At 40.8% G+C, this 18674-nt stretch carries 15 protein-coding genes and 1 pseudogene; all 16 read right to left on the reverse strand.

All coding sequences use genetic code 11. From position 1 onward, the window contains the following. Nucleotides 1–13 precede the first annotated feature (13 nt). The 16 genes and pseudogenes from IJI01_RS08895 to IJI01_RS08970 all read right to left on the reverse strand — a co-directional run bounded on the left by IJI01_RS08895 (nt 14) and on the right by IJI01_RS08970 (nt 18658). A complete protein-coding gene (locus IJI01_RS08895; RefSeq protein WP_330623109.1) occupies nt 14–601 on the reverse strand; it encodes a low molecular weight protein-tyrosine-phosphatase in 588 nt (195 codons plus the stop codon). 143 nt (nt 602–744) lie between these two features. Further along, the gene (locus IJI01_RS08900; RefSeq protein WP_292188960.1) at nt 745–1941 is read right to left on the reverse strand and encodes a site-specific integrase; all 1197 of its coding nucleotides are present in this window, start codon (nt 1939–1941) and stop codon (nt 745–747) included. Nucleotides 1942–2059: 118 nt separating this feature from the next. Continuing rightward, a complete protein-coding gene (locus IJI01_RS08905; protein WP_292188963.1) occupies nt 2060–2425 on the reverse strand; it encodes an excisionase in 366 nt (121 codons plus the stop codon). Next, nucleotides 2418–2828, reverse strand: coding sequence for a replication initiator protein A (locus IJI01_RS08910; RefSeq protein WP_292188966.1), 411 nt, complete (start codon nt 2826–2828; stop codon nt 2418–2420). Before IJI01_RS08910 ends, IJI01_RS08905 begins: the two co-directional genes overlap by 8 nt. 209 nt (nt 2829–3037) lie before the next feature. Continuing rightward, nucleotides 3038–3385, reverse strand: coding sequence for a plasmid mobilization protein (locus IJI01_RS08915; RefSeq protein ID WP_292188970.1), 348 nt, complete (start codon nt 3383–3385; stop codon nt 3038–3040). A gap of 626 nt (nt 3386–4011) precedes the next feature. Then, the gene (locus IJI01_RS08920; RefSeq protein ID WP_292188973.1) at nt 4012–4650 is read right to left on the reverse strand and encodes a GyrI-like domain-containing protein; all 639 of its coding nucleotides are present in this window, start codon (nt 4648–4650) and stop codon (nt 4012–4014) included. Nucleotides 4651–4938: 288 nt separating this feature from the next. Then, nucleotides 4939–5266: pseudogene (locus IJI01_RS14925) on the reverse strand (MmcQ/YjbR family DNA-binding protein). Nucleotides 5267–5298: 32 nt separating this feature from the next. Further along, on the reverse strand, nt 5299–6231 hold the full coding sequence (locus IJI01_RS08930; RefSeq protein WP_292188976.1) for a helix-turn-helix transcriptional regulator: 933 nt from the start codon (nt 6229–6231) through the stop codon (nt 5299–5301). 211 nt (nt 6232–6442) lie between these two features. Then, complete coding sequence (locus IJI01_RS08935) at nt 6443–7078, reverse strand: hypothetical protein (protein WP_292188979.1); 636 nt, start codon at nt 7076–7078, stop codon at nt 6443–6445. Nucleotides 7079–7219: 141 nt separating this feature from the next. Beyond that, on the reverse strand, nt 7220–7417 hold the full coding sequence (locus IJI01_RS08940; RefSeq protein WP_292188982.1) for a hypothetical protein: 198 nt from the start codon (nt 7415–7417) through the stop codon (nt 7220–7222). A gap of 62 nt (nt 7418–7479) precedes the next feature. Continuing rightward, a complete protein-coding gene (locus tag IJI01_RS08945) occupies nt 7480–9732 on the reverse strand; it encodes a S8 family peptidase (RefSeq protein WP_292188985.1) in 2253 nt (750 codons plus the stop codon). 1 nt (nt 9733) lies between these two features. Next, entirely contained in the window at nt 9734–10768 is a 1035-nt protein-coding gene (locus IJI01_RS08950) for an ATP-binding protein (protein WP_292188989.1), read from the reverse strand. 1200 nt (nt 10769–11968) lie between these two features. Then, complete coding sequence (locus tag IJI01_RS08955) at nt 11969–12841, reverse strand: sugar phosphate isomerase/epimerase family protein (RefSeq protein WP_292188992.1); 873 nt, start codon at nt 12839–12841, stop codon at nt 11969–11971. After that, nucleotides 12841–14145: a glycoside hydrolase family 1 protein gene (locus tag IJI01_RS08960; RefSeq protein ID WP_292188995.1), complete on the reverse strand. Its 1305-nt coding sequence runs from the start codon at nt 14143–14145 to the stop codon at nt 12841–12843. The genes IJI01_RS08955 and IJI01_RS08960 overlap by 1 nt, the downstream gene beginning before the upstream one ends. A gap of 18 nt (nt 14146–14163) precedes the next feature. Continuing rightward, nucleotides 14164–16374: an alpha-L-rhamnosidase gene (locus IJI01_RS08965; RefSeq protein ID WP_292188997.1), complete on the reverse strand. Its 2211-nt coding sequence runs from the start codon at nt 16372–16374 to the stop codon at nt 14164–14166. A 70-nt stretch (nt 16375–16444) separates the two neighbouring features. Next, the gene (locus IJI01_RS08970) at nt 16445–18658 is read right to left on the reverse strand and encodes a glycoside hydrolase family 2 protein (RefSeq protein WP_292189000.1); all 2214 of its coding nucleotides are present in this window, start codon (nt 18656–18658) and stop codon (nt 16445–16447) included. Between the last annotated feature and the right edge of the window lie 16 nt (nt 18659–18674).

The following is an 18674-nucleotide window of genomic DNA, read 5'->3' on the forward strand; positions in this document are numbered from 1 at the left end:
ATATCTATGATCATTATCCTCGAGGGAAGTCGTCATATTTGAGCCCGTCGCTATAGTAACCTTCATCATCTGAATCCGAGAAACCTCCATCACCAAGGTCACCAGCGAAACGAGGATCCATCATGATCTGTCTGAACAGCCCGTGGCATCCATCACTACAATCTCTCCAGGTAGCATCAAAGTTCCCTGTGTACCACGGATCAGCTACATCCCCATCTCTGTCAGCAAACTCCAGCATCTTGAATATCTTTTTATCCGGATCTCCGCCAAATATTCCATTCAGATTCCTGATGTTAGCGTTGTCCATTCCAATTATAAAGTCGAACTTGTCGTAATCCTTCCTGGAAGTGAGTCTTGCACGTTTCTCACTTACTCCAAGTTCATTGTCATCCGTGCCTATCCCATGCTCTCTTAGCTTCGCTCTCGCAGGCGGATACACCGGACTTCCCTCGCCATTCCATATCTCATCAGTATGTGTTGCAGATGACTCAATATGGAAGGCCTCTGCCAGCCCCTGTTTGTTGACTATATCTTTCATAATGAATTCAGCCATTGTCGAACGGCAAATATTGCCGTGGCAGACGAATAGTATCTTTATCATATCGGTTTTCCTTGTTTTATCAGGGCTTAGACACCTTTTTCATTTTTCATTTGCCGGCATAATATATGCATATTTTGGCATATTTACACCGGCAAAAGGTGTAAAGTAAGGTGTAATTATTTTTCGTTTACACCTTAAGATTTTCACACAGCATTCAGCTTCTCGATCTCTGCTTTTGCATCCTCAAAATTCACGTGAGTATAGACATTAAGCGTGGTTCCGATATCTGCATGTCCCATGAGATACTGAAGCGTTTTTGGATTCATCCCGGACTTTGCCATGTTGGAACAGTAGGTATGACGACACACATGAGGTGTAATCTCGGGCATCTGAAGCTTGTAGATGGAATTATACTTGTCCACTATATGCTTAAAGTAATGGTCCCAGTGAAGCGAGTATGAAATGCTTCCATCCTTGTCGTAGTACAGAAATCCGGTATACCCGTCTACTATCGGCTCAACCTTGGGTGCGTTGCGTTCAGAGATGATCTTCCTAAAGCAAACCTCAACATCTTCTGTCATAGGCAACACTCTGGTTCCGCAAGTAGTCTTTGTGCTCTCGATGTAGTATCCGATATGCGCACGCTTCTGAAGCTGATGGTCCACATTGATCTTGTGATTATCAAAATCGATATCCCCAAGAGTCAGTCCGCAAAACTCCGAGATGCGAAGCCCCGTATGGAAAAGAATATAAATTCCTTCATAGTATTTGCAAAAATGAGGATCCTCTTTTACAAACTTAAGGAATTTTCTCTCTTCGTCCCTGGTTATCGAAAGCCTTGTATGGCTGTCATTTACTATCACGGATGCCAATTCGAAATCAAACGGGCTCTTGCGGATTAAATCATCATCCACAGCCATCTTAAAAGCCGGTCTTAAGACGCCTCTTAAAGAATGAATTGAGCTATAACTCTTTCCATCTGCCTGAAGCTTGATAAGCCAGCATTTTGCATCTGAGAGACGCACTGTATCAATGCGCTTTCTGCCAAAGGGATCCTTACTCAGGAAATTGATCACCGTTTTATACCCCGCCTTCGTTGTAGGCCTCACACCGGTCTTCGTAGAAATGTATTTCTCCACAAGTTCCAGTACGGTCATATTGCCACCATTTGAAACGATGTTGTCAAACAGATCAGCCTGAATCTGACGTTCCATTTCTCTTAGGGATAAAGTTCTGACTTTTCCCTGTGGCGTAGCATCATTGTGGTCAAGCCTCCAGCTGTAAACGAATTTTTCTTTTCCGTTGGCATCTATATACTTGAACTGATACCTTCCGTCCTTACGCTGGATCTCTCCGTTGTGTAAAACTCTTCCTCTGTTATCCTTTCTTTTTTCACTCATATTAGTAGTCCTCCTTGTCAAAATAAAAAGGCGAACTACCCGATATTGACATTATATCAATCGGACTATTCGCCTGCCACGTAATTTTTGTTCTGTTTTCATTATTTCATGTGTTTATTCATACCGCCGTTGCCTGATCAAGAAACTCTTCGAAGAGTCTTCGCTTAATGCGCTGATGCGATCCTATTTCAAGAATGAACGGCTCATTATAGTGCTCTGATATAATACTTCTAAGTCTTTTTTCTCCAATCCCGTAATACTCAGCAGCTTCCTGTATCGATAGAGAATACTTGTCCGCTATGGATACTGAGGGGCTATCCTTTTCCTCTTTTACAGTTTCAGCTTCTTTTACCGTTTTCTTAAGCTCACAAAGGATTCCATATGCAAGTGGAACCATAGCCGGTACCTTTGCAGGTTTTGCTGTGAATTCATTTATTACAGTTATTCCGTTAGAGTTGCTACGATCAAGATTAGAATTAGGCATATTTCTTATCTCCTTCCTCATCAGTTTTTGCTCCGGGTCTCCAGTTCGGATTATGCGGTGCAAGCAGATCATACACATATATTCTGTTTGGCTTTCCGAGACCTAGGTGCTTTCTCTGAACAAGATTACATTTCTCCAATTCTTTCAAAAGTTCATTAACCTTCTTGTTCCCACAGTTCAAAAGGCTCATCATCTCTTCAACGGTGAAATAAATGAACACGCACCCGTGATCATCTCTCCAATCACTTCCATTGATCTCCGAGAGACATCTGCGATCAAGCAAAATCATATACAGCACTTTTGCGTCAACCGACAAATCTGCAAACGCAGTATCATCGAAGAGCCTCTTCGGAAGCCTGTAAAACAATCTCGTGTCATTCATTAATTCTTCATATTCTGTCATAGTCATTTTTCTTTATTCCTTTCTTTTTTCATATAGAAAATTATGTTGTTTATAAACTGGCAAGCAGTGCATCGGTGTACACCTGATGCGATTTTGCTTGTTGGGGAGCGTCTCCGTTCCACTCCGGTTCTGCGCCCCCCAATCCCCCTGATTGCCGATTTTCATCGTCAAGCTACGCCTGCAAGCAGGCTAAAAACACTTTTCCGGAACTACATGATTTCAAGTAATTTGTCAAAATACTCTTTTACCGTTTCCAGCACTTTCTCATGCTCAACCTTCATATCAGCAATGGTTTTTTCATCAACCCAGCCATAAGTATTTGCTGCCTTTGCAATCTGGTTGATGTTCCTGCTATCAACACACATCATCTTTGCAAGCTCATGGATTTCAGTAAAATCAATATGAATACAATACCCATCGATTGCCATTTTTCTGATATAGGCACTCATATTCTTGAATCCCATTTGCTCCATCCTGTCCCGGATCATTTCCAATTCTTCATCAGAAAGCTTGATATGAATCTGTCTGTTACTTGGAAAATACTCTTGTTTATACATTTGTTCTTTCTCTCCTTCATGAAATAAAAAAGACATCCATAAGGATGCCTGCGTTAATAGTTACCGATATTCTTTTCTATGATCCTCTCAAGGTGATCACCTCCTATCCTTATCTCATCCAATCAACCGTAGTGTAGTTTTGACATACTACAGATAGGATACGATTAGTATTACTTAAGTCAGTTTTGTTTCTCTCAGTCTTATTACTTTGTCTTTTTGACATTTCTTTACGTTTCCAAAAGACATTTCCTGAAGTCTGATTTTCATACTTCCCGCGTGTCCTTTTAAGACTACTATGGTATGATTTGGACACACGAGAGTAAGTTATCCACATACTCGTGGTTGCTATGTTTTCCTCATAACATCATCACCGCCTTTCTTTTTGTTATATCTGCACAACCATTTTTGTGAATTATTACCCATATAATTGGTCACGTTTTGTCCACCTCTTCCCGGCATTTTACTATTTTGAAAGAAACGATCATTCTCTGTGGACAATTTCGGGCATCAAAAAAAGCCCAAACTACAAGGAGTCTGAGCTTTTGCTTATTATTATTCAAAATCGTGTTTACCGAATTTTAGGTGCAGTAAACACACCAGTAATATAGAATATGCGTTCGTGTTTGTCAAGTATCCTTTCTTCTGATGGGGTGACGAATTACCGTTTTCAGTTTTTCCGGAGCAACTTTTCTTGCATCACTAAGATATATCTCATGATGCAGACGCTTATCAGTAATATCAAGCTCATACCCATGTTCTTCCATAAACTCATGCATAGCATCCGCCGTAGCAGGTTCATCATCGTAAGAACCTATATGCATACACTGAACACATAACCCCTCTTCAATAGTCAGGAATTCAACCTTAGAAAAATCCAGTTTTTTCTTTTTTGTCGCCTCATTTACTGCCCAATTGAAATCATATTCGCTCACAAAATCCGGAAGGCGTATCACTGATATCCATCGGAAATCTTCCTTGCGCGCATAGTCAATGCCATCTTTACCTTCCATCCACCAAAAGCCTTCCAACGGCGGAACCACATAATCAAAGTATCCCTCTATCTGATGATTGCCTTTTTTGCTCATCTTTATAGTAAAAGCAATCCCATACAGCAATCCAATTGCTGCTTTGTATTCACCATTTTCATCATTTGGATCACCTTTACCGCGAACCGCAATATAGTTCATCTTAGGAACCGTGATGATTGCAGGCTTACCTTTAGGCATGTAAAATTCTTTATACTCTTTCTTAAAGTCAAATGCCATAGTCCTTACCTCCTGAGTCGTTTTACTCTCTCATCTACATTCTTCATTAACTCTTCCTCCGACATACGGGGGTCATTTGTTCCCAATATCAGATCGCACGGTAAATTGCCACACTCTCCACAGGAATGAAAGCCATTCTGAATCCTGCAGCAATAGAAGATTGGACACTCCTTACCTTCCGGTGCATGAAACACCTTTCCGCATACCGCATGACAACCCTTACACATTTCTCCGTAACAATAACAGGCACTACAGTCTGAACCACAGCAACTGATCATTTCATTAAGATCACTCATCTCCCAATATCTCCTTCTGCTTTTTCTTACTGAGGCTCTCAAGCACAATCCTATATGCCTTTTCAAGTAGATTCATTAAAACTTCATCCGGCACGTTTCCATCCGCTTTTACGGAGTTCCAATGTGTCTTATTCATGTAATAGCCGGGAATTATGCTCGTACTGCTTGCGCCAAAAGTCCCCTTCCAGTGGCTCCAATTTAAAAGTTATGTAATAAGGCTTGTCATTATCATCCAGGCATATTGCTGCGAACATCTTTCCACCGATCTGATAACGTATCCAGTTCCAATCTTTCTGGAGATTTTGGGTAACGCCCGGCATTTTCAGTAAGTATTCATCGATCCATTCGTACTTCACGTTTCATAGTCTCCCACTTTCTTTTCTCCATACTTTTTGAGCATTGATTCAGCCATAGTTCTCAGATTTTTTCTTAGTTCTAGTGGTTCAATTACTTCCACCTTATCACCAAAGGTAAGCATCCATATGGTAAGATCATTCATATTGCTATAGTCCCGAATCAAAAGAAGTCTTCCGTCTTCCTGAACTTTATAGCAATCCGGTCCGAATTCCTCAATCAACCTCCATTTCACGTCAGGTTCAAATAAAGCCTTGAGAATTATATTTCTTGGAAATACCGCTTCGGAAGTAAGGTCAGGAACAGGCGCATTTCTGCATGCAAATCCCTGTTCTGTTTTCCTTACCTTGTCCATTCGATTTAGCTTAAACAGCCGATAATCCTTGCGTTTCAGACACCATCCATACACATACCAGCTGCTCCATTTAAAAACAACATAATATGGTTCTATAGAGCGCTTACTCTCTCCTGACGGGGCATAATAGTTAAATTCTAGAATATGTCTGTTTTCAATCGCATCCTGTATAGTAGCTATCTTGGGTGCAAGCGAAGTCTTATACCAGGAGGACAGATCGATCAAAATAGAATCTCGGCCACTGATAAGTTCTGACGATCCGACCTGTATCTTTTCCATCAATTGACCATAATATCTGCTTCCGCTCACACTATCCAGACTCCGAAGCCCGGCCAAGATCATTTGCATATCACGGGATGTCAAAAGAGTCCTGTCCATGCGGTATCCGTTCATAATGGAAATCCCGCCTCCGTTTCCCTGCATCGTGTGGATTGGTATTCCCGCTTTGCAAAGAGCTTCTATATCCCTGCCTATCGTTCTTCGGGACACTTCAAAATGCTCCGCTAGCTCAGGTGCCGTTATCATCTCTTTTTGCAATAGTATCGATAATATTCCGATCAACCTGTCAATCTTCATATGCTCACCTTTCCTGATTATCTTATCAAAGCTAACAAGACATCTGTATGACTTGTTTGAGATGTATTTTTTCCAGTACCCTTTTTCAGGATACTGGACTCTCTAATACTAATATTTCTTCGTGAAAAATCCTAATATCATCTATTCACAACATACAGGCTCATCTTATATCCTCATCGATTCTTAGTTTTCGTTCAAGTTATTTTGATTCTCACAGTATGTTGATTACTACACATGTGATTATTACAATTACAAACACAGCCAAAATCAGTAGCATTACTTTATCTTCTAATATCATCTTGAACAATTTAGAACCAATACGCTTTTTATATTCCTCGTAATCAGACTCTATCTGCTTGATCATACTTATATTATCTTTTATTTTAGCAAAATCTATATCTTTAGGTTTTTCAACCTTGGAAAGTACCGAAATTGCTCTATTATATAATCCTTTTAGTTCATTTTCCTTGATATCTAAAACGACGTTTATATTTCTTATTCGCTCAATATAATCATCCATATGTCCTGTAATAACGTTCATAACATCAGAAGCCGAAATCCAATCTTCCTCAGCATGATTTACATAATATTGTTCTATGTTATTATACTTTTTATCCTTAGCTTCTTTTTGGGCTTTCGAACTAGTATCGTACTTTAGTTCAAGTACAGCTCGACACATTTCCATTGACATTCTTGCACTAGATAAAGCTTTGATTATATTTTCAAAACCATCTATTTGATTTTGATATTCTGCTTGAATAAGAAAGATTCTCGATACTAAAATACCAGATATTATTCCGCTAATAATGCCTAATAAAAGATTATTGATTATTTCTTCCATATCCACCTTAAATAATGCTCCTCTATCTTTATCTTCCTTTTTTAATAACCCTGTTTTTTCAACTATCAGACACCTATTATAAATTTATACCAGTATGCATACTATACCTTGTGTCATTTTTCATAATACTGTACCGCTAATACTCTTTTACATCTTATTATAATAATAGCTAAGCAATCTACAGATACTCGCCACCTTTGCGGCACCAAACAGTTCCTCTGCCAACAGTTTTTGTTGAGCAGGTGTAAGCGATTGTATCGATTTTAATGCTTGTACCAAATCATTTTTTGCCTTTTCATATGTATCAGTCGGTTCAATACCGACTGATACTCGATAATTATTCATAACTCCCTCCTGATTATTTAATACAATGCCATTTTATCAGTTCATGCAAAGTGATTCGCATACTACTCAAAGTGTATCTCTTCCTGACTGGACGCATAAATATCCAACTGGTTTTGAACATCTATCCTATTTACAATCCAGCCGCGCAGTGTACATGCTTTAATAAAATCCTCTATCCGGTTAATACCATTTACTTCTTTTAAAGTAACAACAACACCAAAATTCAATGGCCCCCTCATTTGCGTACTAAGTCTTTCCTTTGATGTTACAGAAAGGCCCCACAAACGATCATCATATGATTTCACAGGTTTGTTACTGTTCTTAACTATTCGAGAGATAAACTTTGTATTGTCCCATTTGCGGAATTCTTTTCTTGACTGTCTTTCATCCATCCTAGTATCCGCATCATCCTGGACATTATCATTGATATCACTGATTTTTCCTTTATCATCCACAATTCTTCCGAATTTCAAAGATAACTCCCTGTCTGTATAATCAACACCTTGTGTTCTTGAGCATTCTGGAAAATAGCACAATGTTGCTCTGGCAACATAAGGATACTTATTATCATCATCCTTCGGCACTGGAATTGCATAGTTAGCAGTGCGGTATGAATCCGAAGTGCCATAAACAACAAATCGAATTTCGTCGCTTTCTGTTTCCACGATTTTCCGGATATCCACAGGAACCACACCATATCCTAGAATGGACTTGCTTCTTGTAGCCATTGTTTTGTAATCCCATGCCGCCGCTGAATCAATTATTAATGCCTTGGCAACCTCCTTTGGCATTCCCATTACATCTATCAGGTAACACATTTTCCTACTAATCCAGGGAGCAGCAAATGATGTGCCATATACCCCTTCAGTTCCATAGGATGTATATGCTGTAATTCTGTCATCGTAATCTCCGCCATAGTAAGAAACATCCGGCTTATTATAAAATGAAAGAATATTTCCCTTTCTGGAATAGCTTGCCGGTTGTCCGTCTCTCCTGACAGAGTTTACTACAAGTGAATTCAACGAGTCCGCAGGCGAACCCACTCTTAAGATTCCCTCTTGAGTTTCACGATTGTCATTTGTTCCGGAAACTACAAAGATTACATTCTTTTTTGCTTGTATTTCATCTAAAGCCGCCGCATCGAATGATACAAAGTTTCTTGACACCTCATCATCTGTTCCTAACGAAAGATTCCATACATGTATATCCGGATTTTCATTCACGATATCCTTGATTTTTTTAACCAATCGTATCGTTGAAATTCTGCTGGAACAAACCCCAAAGTGGCGAACTCTAAATCTTCCGCATCCATCGTCAAGCCAAGGGTTCATTCTGGGACCGTCAACAATAATTGAAGTAACCTCAGTTCCATGATCTCTAAGATCTAAATCGTTCTGATATTTTTCCAAATCACTTATATAATCGTTATTATCAACCCAGCTTCCAAAATACACACTTTCATCAAAGAAAGTATCAATAACTCCAATGACAGGCTCATTTTGAGGAGTGGGGATATCGTACTCTTCTCTCTTTTTCGGAGATATATCCTCTAAAGTAATTGATGAAAGATCTGTCGAGATCATAGAAATCATGTATGGAATCTTGTCATTTATGATTTCAAACAAGTTTCTTGTGACAGAAATAGTATCATCTCCGTATGCTGTGTAAGGCAATTGAGCATCATCAACTCTTAGCTTTTCAAGCAAAAGCGATAAAGATAGCTCGGACTTATAAAACGTGATCAAAAATGTATCTCTGTCAGGAACTTCCGTAACACGAGGAACATCGAACTTTTCCACAACCGAACAATCAATGATCAAATCCCGAAGTTTCCCTTTTCCAAGTGAAAATCCTTCATAATCAATATTGCTGTTAGGTTCTGCAAAGTTCGTAGGCGTAGCCTTCCCGCCTAATCTTTTTTGCAGAAATCCCCTTGCCACCTGTAATTCTTCTATCGTTTTATTGATAGTTTTTTCATCTACATAATGAGTAATAATATGGTTTTCTTCCCCCTCAGGTGCATCCGAAAATCGTGCGCCAACCACAGTATCATTAGTTGTTTGTCTACTTGGTTTCAACAATTCTCTTACTCGATTAGATTTCGCAATAATGTCGTTATACCAAACATCAATCATCATTTTGTCAGTAATACGTGGATTATCTTTATAAAACCTAAGAACTGCTCTTAAACTATCAATCAACTCATCTATCTTCTCTATTGAAGTTTCTGCTTTGGCACGTAGATTTCTTGCACCAGGCTTTTGATTATTTTTTTCTCCTGTAAATCTCAGTTTTACCTGAAGTAATGGATTCATCTTAGTTCTCCTTCAGTTTCCGTGACACGCTACTCTTTGGAATACGTGATAAAATCTCAATTTCCCTTGTTGTAAACCCCTCATCACTAAGTCTTTGTATATCTATTTCTCTATTATCGTTTAATGCAAAATAAATCTTTCTCAGATAATCGTACTCATTAGCCTCACTTGAAAATGCTACAGAGGTCTTAATAATCTGCTTCAAATCCCCCGGGTAAGGAATATTATTAAGATTATTAAGAATCTTATTAAATAGACGCATGTCTTGCCTTGAATTAGCGTTTTTCTTCAAGGTTGAGGAAAGAAGTGAATCAGCTATTTCAATCAAGTCTTCTTTAGAGTATCTATCAAACGATACTGTGGCATCAAATCTTCTGACTATAGCTTTATCAAAGATATTAAACAGATTAGTAGTTGCTATTACGACAGTGTTTTCATTTAACCTATCCAATTCCTTTATGAATGTAGAAGTAACTCTCCCCATTTCTCGCAAGTCATTGGCGTTAACCCGGTCCAGCACCAATGCATCAATTTCATCCATTAAGACGATTATTTTTCCGAATGCCAAATGGTTTATTTCGTCAAATAGTAAAGATACATTCTTGGCAGTCTCTCCAAGTCGGCTATCTATAAGTTGCTCAAAATCGACACGCAAAAGATCTCTTCCTAGAATACGTGCAATTTGATATGCAGATTCAGTCTTACCTGTTCCCGGAGCCCCATAAAACAAAAATTTAGTTAAATCAGCTTTTTCGCTGATTGCCCTAGTAATTCCCAAGATGTCTTCCTCGATAATCTCAGGTAACAATAACGGTGTATTTGCATAATCAACTTTTGATAAATAGCGCAGGTTTTTGTATGATCTTTGCGGCACATAATAATTTGCATTAGATACTAATTCCATGAGATAGTTTGCCATAGCTGAATCACCACTCTGATCAAACTCTCTTGCTATCTCAGCAACCTCAGAGATAAAAGCTTCCTCATTCTTTTCTACATGATATCTAACCAAATTCATAATACTTTGCTTTTTCATAGTTTTATTCCTCTCTGACGGATGCTCTTATATTTCAGCATTATTATAATTGAACTTGGGACAGAAGTCAATATATTTGGGACAGAACAATATCGTTTTGCATTTAAACCGACACTATACCAACATATAAACCGACATTTTACAGAATAAAGAACTACATTCCCAATTTAACAACGCCAACTGCAAATATTATATTTTCCATACAAACATCAGGTTGTGTTTCCTAAATCCCCAAACTAATAATTCACTCCTTGGATTTCTCTTTTAATCCAACGGTTTTATATCCAAACCGGAGTTTCTACCGATATATTTAGCGTTCAATCCAAAGAAAAAAGCACCCTGCATCACACAGAGTGCTCTCATCATTCATCGGGTAGTTCACCTTCAAAAGGTTTAAACAGGGTGTAAATCCGTTTAAAAAGCCATTAAAATCCCCTATTTTAAGGGTTTAACATTCTACTGAAATCTTTTGCCCCAGCAGACAAACAGTATTTTTATCATATCTTTGGTTCTCTCTTTCAGAGGTGTGTCCCTTCCCAAATCAAAAGATGTAAACAAGGTGTAAATCAGATACCGCTCTGCTCACAAATGGCTTATTTCCGTCATTTCTTTAGGGCGTTTCAAATCCTGCCGTGGCAGACGAATAATATTCTTATCATTGATTTTGGCTCCTTGAAATTCTGAGTTATTCCCTGTAATGCGCACCGTTGCAGGATAAAAATTGTGTTCATATATCACGGTGACAGAACTATCATATCACAGTTTGCGTAATATCTACGAATATCTGGGAAAATCATGGACATCAAAAGTAGTCAAAAAGTAGTCAGGCGTGGTTGGTGATTCTGAGATATTCAGAGAAATGAAAAGGCCAATCCTAAATCAATTTGGATTAGCCTTCCTGTAAACAACGTTTTATCTAGTTGTCTTTTAATTGCTCCATAAGCTCCGGGATATCGTATTTAAGCGCTTCATACACAATCTCAAGATCTACATTTCCGTAATCAAGTCACCCCGTTCATCCAATGCCTTTATACGCATTGCGTATTATCAATAAAAAATGTCGATCAACTATACAGTCAACCGACATTTTTATTATTGTTGTTTACCCGATTACCCTAACGACATGTTGCTACAAAATGTATGGCGGCAAACATGAGGCGTAATCTTACCGACGTGTGATTTCCATATCACGCTGTAAAATCATGAGGAAATCAATTTGTTTTTCTTAAACCACTGCGCGCTAAGAGTCAAACTTTTTATCGGATCATTGTCAATCCAGTTTTTATGAGTTTCCAATACAATTGCCTTTACTTTGGCAGCCTCCTGTACAGTCTCCAAAATACTGCCAAGGGCCATATTCCCTGTTCCTAGTTCGGCCGCATCTTCCTTGAGAATAGGCGTAATGAACGGTCCTTGTTTTCTGCAGCCTCTGTCATTTATATGCCACATTACCATTCTGTCTGACAGCTTTTTTACCAGAGCAGTAACATCTGCTCCTCCGTCTGCAAGCCAGTAGGTATCAAGTTCGAAGTTAACATACCCGGGGTCGGTGTTCAGGGCGATAAAGTCCAATGCAGTTTTTTCTTCTGAGACCTTCTGTAACTCGACATTGTGATTATGATAAAGAAGTTTTACTCCATAGGGTAAAAGAGCTTCTCCCGCCTTATTAAGCCTCTCAGCAAGTTTTTTTACCTCAGAAGCATTCCCGTAATCAAACCTGTACATACCGGTTATAACAACGGTATCTGTTCCAAAGCTCATGGCTTCTTTAGCAACAACCTCAGGGTTTTCTTCAATGCTGTTCAGATAGCTGTGCAGACTTATAACCTTCAGCCCACTTTCAGCGATCAGCTCCTTCCAGTTAAGTTTCCCTCCACTTCCCGTGGGCATGCCGGCAAATTTAGTAAGCAGCCTCACAATAAAGGGAGTTGGTTTTATCATAAACTCATTTAGCTCAATGCCGTCATATCCGGCATCTTTAATTGCTTTTAGTGTGCTAAATGCACTCTCATGGCTGTTGCACCTGCTTCCGATCATTATCTGTTGCACACCCGTCAGTATTCTGTCGCTCATTATTTTAAATAGCCTCCAAGATGCTTCAAACTCTTCTTTGGTGTCCTGATCTGTGTTGTCCTGTCAACTCCGCAAAGACCAAATGTCAGCGCATATCCTTTCTGCCACTCGAAATTATCGATAAGGGACCAGTGACAGTATCCGATAACAGGAATTCCATCATCTATACAGTTCTGTACGCCCTCCAGTGCCTTGTCGATAAACTGTATCCTCTGCTCATCGTCTGAGGTTGCAATTCCGTTTTCTGTTACAAGGATTGCAATTTCGGGCATCTCTCCATGTACACGTCTTATTACATGCTCAAGGGCTTCAGGGTATACTTCGTAATCCATCTGTGTCATGGGTGTTCCCTCCGGAACAGGCACTATTCCATCAGGGCCGTAAGTTGTTCTGGTATAGTTCTGAAGACCGAAGAAATCATCATCCTTGATGTAAGGAATGTAATGACTGAACTCCTCGTTCCAGTCGCTATCCGCACGCTCCTTGCCACCTTCAATATACTGGCAGTCATGCAGAGAAAGTGTGATGCCAACCTTAATATCAGGATTTATAGCTTTGATTGCCTCTTTTGCTGCCTGATGCGCCTTTATAACTATCATATCGCCATTTGCATCTGTTGCAGAAACAAATGTATGCGGTTGAGGATCTCCGAATACTTTGGCATTCTCCATTGCTGCCAGCTTCATTTTCTCCATCGGGTCAGAGAGATTAAGTCCAACCTGAACCTGTCCCTCCATGGAGTCACCACTGCTTTTGGCTGCATTTGCCATTTTCGCCATCATCTGCTTCTTAAATCTCTCCATGAGAGCGCCTATCTGAAGTCTCATGTTGGCCTCATTTATGGTGCAGATATACTTTATCTCGCTTCCAAGCTGCTCTGTGACGAACCTTGCATAGTTGGCAAAAAGCTCTACAACCTGCTCATTGTCCCAGCCTCCAATTTTTATAAGCCACACAGGTGATGTGAAATGCATGAGGGTAATAACCGGCTCAACACCATTGTCCCTGCAGCATTTGATCATCTTCCTGTAATGCTCGATCTCCTTTTCATCAAACTTGCCCTGCTCAGGCTCAATACGTGCCCATTCAACAGAGAATCTGTAAGTGTTAAGGCCTGCATCCGCAAGCATCTTGATGTCTTCTTCGTATCTGTTATAGTGATCCACAGCATCCAGTGAAGGCTCAACAAACTGTGAATACTCCATATTCTCCATTACCCAGTAATCTGAATTTGTATTGTTTCCTTCAACCTGGTGGGCTGCAGTAGAAGCGCCCAGCATAAATCCGTTCTCGAACTTGTTCATTTTCCTATCCTCCATAATTTAAATCTCATAACTTCCGCTTGTCAGAATTCTCTTTTCCCCATCGGGGAGCTCTAACTCTGCTTCCATTCCTTCAGGAATTTCAAAACGGTAGGCAAAAGAATTCGAGTTCTCAATATATTTCCATTCAGAAACTATGCGGCCTTTCGGCGAATCATAGTAGCCCTTTGCAAACTTAAGTCTTTCATCCGGCAGAGGCTTTATCATGACTTTGTCAAAATCGTATCTGATTCCCAAGACACCTGACAAAAGCCATCCAGAAACAGCTCCGTAGGAATAGTGATTCAGTGAATCATGTACAGTGTCGTCTTCCCTGATACCATCCCACGTCTCCCAGATAGTGGTAGCACCTTTCTCCACCGCATAGAGCCACGAAGGATAGCTTTTTTGCAACAACAGTCTGTATGCAGTATCCACATAACCGTAATCTGCAAGCACGCTGCACAGGAAAGGCGTTGAAAGGAAGCCTGTATTAAGATGATAGTCATTTTTCACTACCAGCTCATTTAAGTCCTTAGCAGCTTCCACTGCCTCTTTTTCAGGTAAAAGACAAAACGCAAGAGGCCTTACGTATTCGCACTGCCTGTCAGATCTTATACGCCCGTCTTTCAGAACCAGATATCTGTATGCCTCAGTCGCCTTTTCCGAGATTTCTTTGTACTTATCCGCATCGGCGCCATTTCCAAGGAACTCTGATATTTTAGCGAGAATCCCCGATGAATATGCATAGTAAGCTGTTGCCACTTCAGGCTGGCCATCCTTGAATGCAGCCATCATGGTCTTCATAACATCTGTTCCGGGCTCACACCACTCACCGTAGTCCATTCCGGTGTCGATGATGTATTTTCTGTAAGGGTTCTTTCCAAAGCGGTTCTTGAGCTTGCTTTTTCCGGCCCTTCTTCCGAGGAAATCCACCCACTTCTTCATCATTTCATAGTTGTCTCTAAGTATCTGCTCATCGCCATATATTCTGTACAGATTCCAGGGCACAAGAACCGCCGCATCGCCCCAGCCAACAGACGCCGAGAACATCTCTGCTATCTTGCCCGGTTTTGAGTTCTTGGGACAGATATACGCCATCTTGCCATCTGAATGCTGCCCTATCCTCACGTTCGCAAGCCATTTCTCGTAAACTCCCCTGCAGTCCATCAGGTACGCACCGGTCCTCACAAAGACCGCTGCATCGCCTGTCCAGCCTGCTCTTTCCCTTGTGGGACAATCAGTAGGAATGTCACAGAAGTTTGACTTCATAGACCATACACTGTTTTTAAAGAGCTTGTTTACTTCATCCACGCCACATTCAAACCTCGCTGTTTCCTTCATGTCCGAATAAACAGCAATGCTCTTTATTTGGATGTCAGACGGCAAAATTTCACCCGTTATCTTTGCATATCTGAATCCAAACATCGAAAAATGAGGCTTAAACTCATTCCTGCCCGGCTTGCAGATATAGTTTATTTCCTGTTTTATTCCGCCTGATTTGTTCCTGTCTCCGGGCTGGAAATTACTAATCGTGAAGTTTCCGTTTTCATCCAAGGTTTCACCGTGGACGAGGCAGATCTTCTCACCGCCTTTGGCGTTTTCTACAACAAAAGACGTATAACCTGCAAGGTTCTGTCCGAAATCAAATACGCTCTCTCCGCTCGGAGTAGTGATGAGCCTTCCTTCAAACACCTCATGCTCAGTGATAAATGGCGCCTTCTGGGCTGTCAGATTTCTTTTGTCAAAAGACATCTCCCCGGCCTTATGCCACTCACCAAAGCCCGCACCGGCATCACAAGTTTCTCCCAGTTCAAGGTCCGTAAGCTTAATGGGCCCGTTTTCACAGGCATCCCAGCTGCAATCCGTGACAAGTATCGGATTCTCCATGTCTCCATCGCCTATCACTGCGCACAGAAATGAAATATCCTCGCCGTAGAGGTTTCTCACGCCGTCAATTCCGTTGCATCCTCTGTACCAGCCATCACCAAGCGTTATAAATATCTCGTTTTCACCGGGCTTTAGCACTTCAGTGATCTCATACTCCTGATACTGAAGCCTTTTATCATACTCATCACATCCCGGTGTCAGTCGTGCATCCGTAATTTTCTGGCCATTTATCAATATTTCATACAAGCCATGGGCCGTAGCATATATGCTAACTTTCCCCTCTTTATAAGAGAATGTGGTCCTTAAATAGCCTGCTCCCTTTCTCTTATCAGGTTCTGTCACGGTTTCAGGTGATATCCACTTTGCTTTTTCAAAAATCTTAGCCGCTTCCATCTAACACCTCTTGTGTTCTTTACTGCTTTTTAATATTCATAAGGGCATTTGAAAGTGCCTTAATCTCGTCAGATTCTATATCCATTCCGCTCTGTTGCAGGAGCTTCTTAAGGGGCTGTCGGGCAATCATCTGCTGCATTGCTTCTGAAATCTCTACGCCTTCTCCCATTCCGCCTGCTGTTCTTGATGTCATTGCTGCCATCATCCTGTCGAGAATTGCTTTTCCTTCAGGTATGGCCTGAATCTCTGCCATTGTACTTGAAAGGGAGAGATATCCCTCTTTTTCCTCAGGCTCATCTTTCTTGTCAAACCAGTTCCTGACCTTTTTATCCGGTGCAAAATATGTCGGATTGGGCTCGGAAACCTTTGTTATCTCCATCTCATCCGAAAGTTCTCCGCTCACAGCCTTTATGGTATGAACTCCGCTTATGGGAACATTAAACTTAAAGATATGTTCTCCACTTGCGTTTCCTACCTCTACGCCGTCAACAAAGAGAGTTACGGACTTTTGGTTTGAATATACCTTAATCTCTGTGTTATCCTCGATGCGGTCGTGATATCTTTTTCCGCAAAGATGGATGAAAGGCTCATCTGACCACCATGCTTTATAAATGTAATAGGCGTCTTTCTTCTGCTTTCTGTCAAAGGTGATGACACCCTTGTGGTTTTTGCCCGGATCTCCTGCCTCATCTCGTCCTGCTGCAGCAAATTCAAACATATTCCAAAGATATGTTCCCCAGATATATGGACGGGTGCTGAACATTTCAAGCATATGCTCGTGATAAACAGCCTGATAACTCTCTGTATAATCGCCTTTTTCAGGTATTGGAGACTGAAGCGTAATTACTGAATCTGCGCCATACTCCGTAAGTCCTATTGCCACATCGGGATGCTGATTATGGAAATCGTCAAACCACTTGTCATTGTCCTCCATCTCGCCTACATACCAGCCATAGTAGAGGTTGTAGCCGCGAATATCAGGCAGTGTTACAAGAGGCGAGTCTGTCTCAAGAAGGAACAGATTTGCCATGGCAGAATATCTGATAGGATCCATCTCGTGGACAATATCATTTAATATCCTGTGGTTCTCCAAAAGATCTTCAGTAACACCCTGCAAAGAGATTTCATTTGAAAGTGCCCAGCACATTATCGATGCATGATTGTAATTCTGGCTTATCAGCTCTTTCATCTGGGATATGGTGTTCTCTCTTCCACTGTCCATATGTACAGTGATATATGGAATCTCAGCCCATACTACTATTCCCTTTTCATCACAAAGATCATAGAAGTACTGATCATGCTGATAATGTGCAAGCCTTATGGAATTGGCACCCATGGAGAGGATGAGATCAATGTCCTCCTTGTGCATTTCTTTTGTCAGTGCATTGCCAACTCCTGCCCTGTCCTGATGTCGTGAAACGCCTCGAAGCGGATAGCTTTCTCCATTGAGGAAAAATCCTTTATGAGGATCAACATGAAACTGCCTTACTCCAAACCTGTCATAGATTCTGTCACACTCTTTTGTTCCATCCAAAAGAGTTGCTGTTATGTTGTACAAGAACGGATCCTTGAGACCGTTCCATAAATGTGGCTCTTTTATCGTGATCTTACCGCAGGCAACATATCCACAGGATGCATCCTCTGCCGGAACCACCTCAAACTCCTGCTCTGTTACACCGTCAATTGATATTCTTACGCGCTCTCCGCCGCATGTGTATGCCTTTATTTCAATTTCAGCATCATTTCCGTTTAGTCTTGGTGTGACGTACAGTCCTTTTCCACCATAATAGTCCATGTCAAAGTGCTTTTCATCCACAACCACAAGATAAACATCCCTGTAAATGCCACCATAGAAAGTGAAATCCGCTTTCTGTGGATACACCCTTGTATTGGGCTCGTTGGAAACAGAAACTACCATCTCATTTAAATCTGAAAGTGCCTCTGTAATGTCCGTCCTAAAGCAGGAATATCCGCCATCATGGCTCGCTACCTCACGGCCGTTTAAAACAACTTTTGCAGAGGAGTTAGCGCCTCGAAATTCCACAAACACCCGCTGTCCCTCTTCCATTACCGGTCTTTCAAATGTCTTTTTATAAAGGCAGGTTCCTCTGTAATACTGCTCAGGCCCCGTCTGTCCATCAACAGCATTCCAGGTATGAGGAAGAGTTATGCTTTTGCTCTTTCCCTCTTTTTCAAATATCCAGTTATCATTCCAAAGAATTGTTGTTCGCATGTTTCACCTCTCCAGT

It is taken from the genome of Butyrivibrio sp., from assembly GCF_017433805.1.
Lineage (GTDB): Bacteria > Bacillota > Clostridia > Lachnospirales > Lachnospiraceae > Butyrivibrio.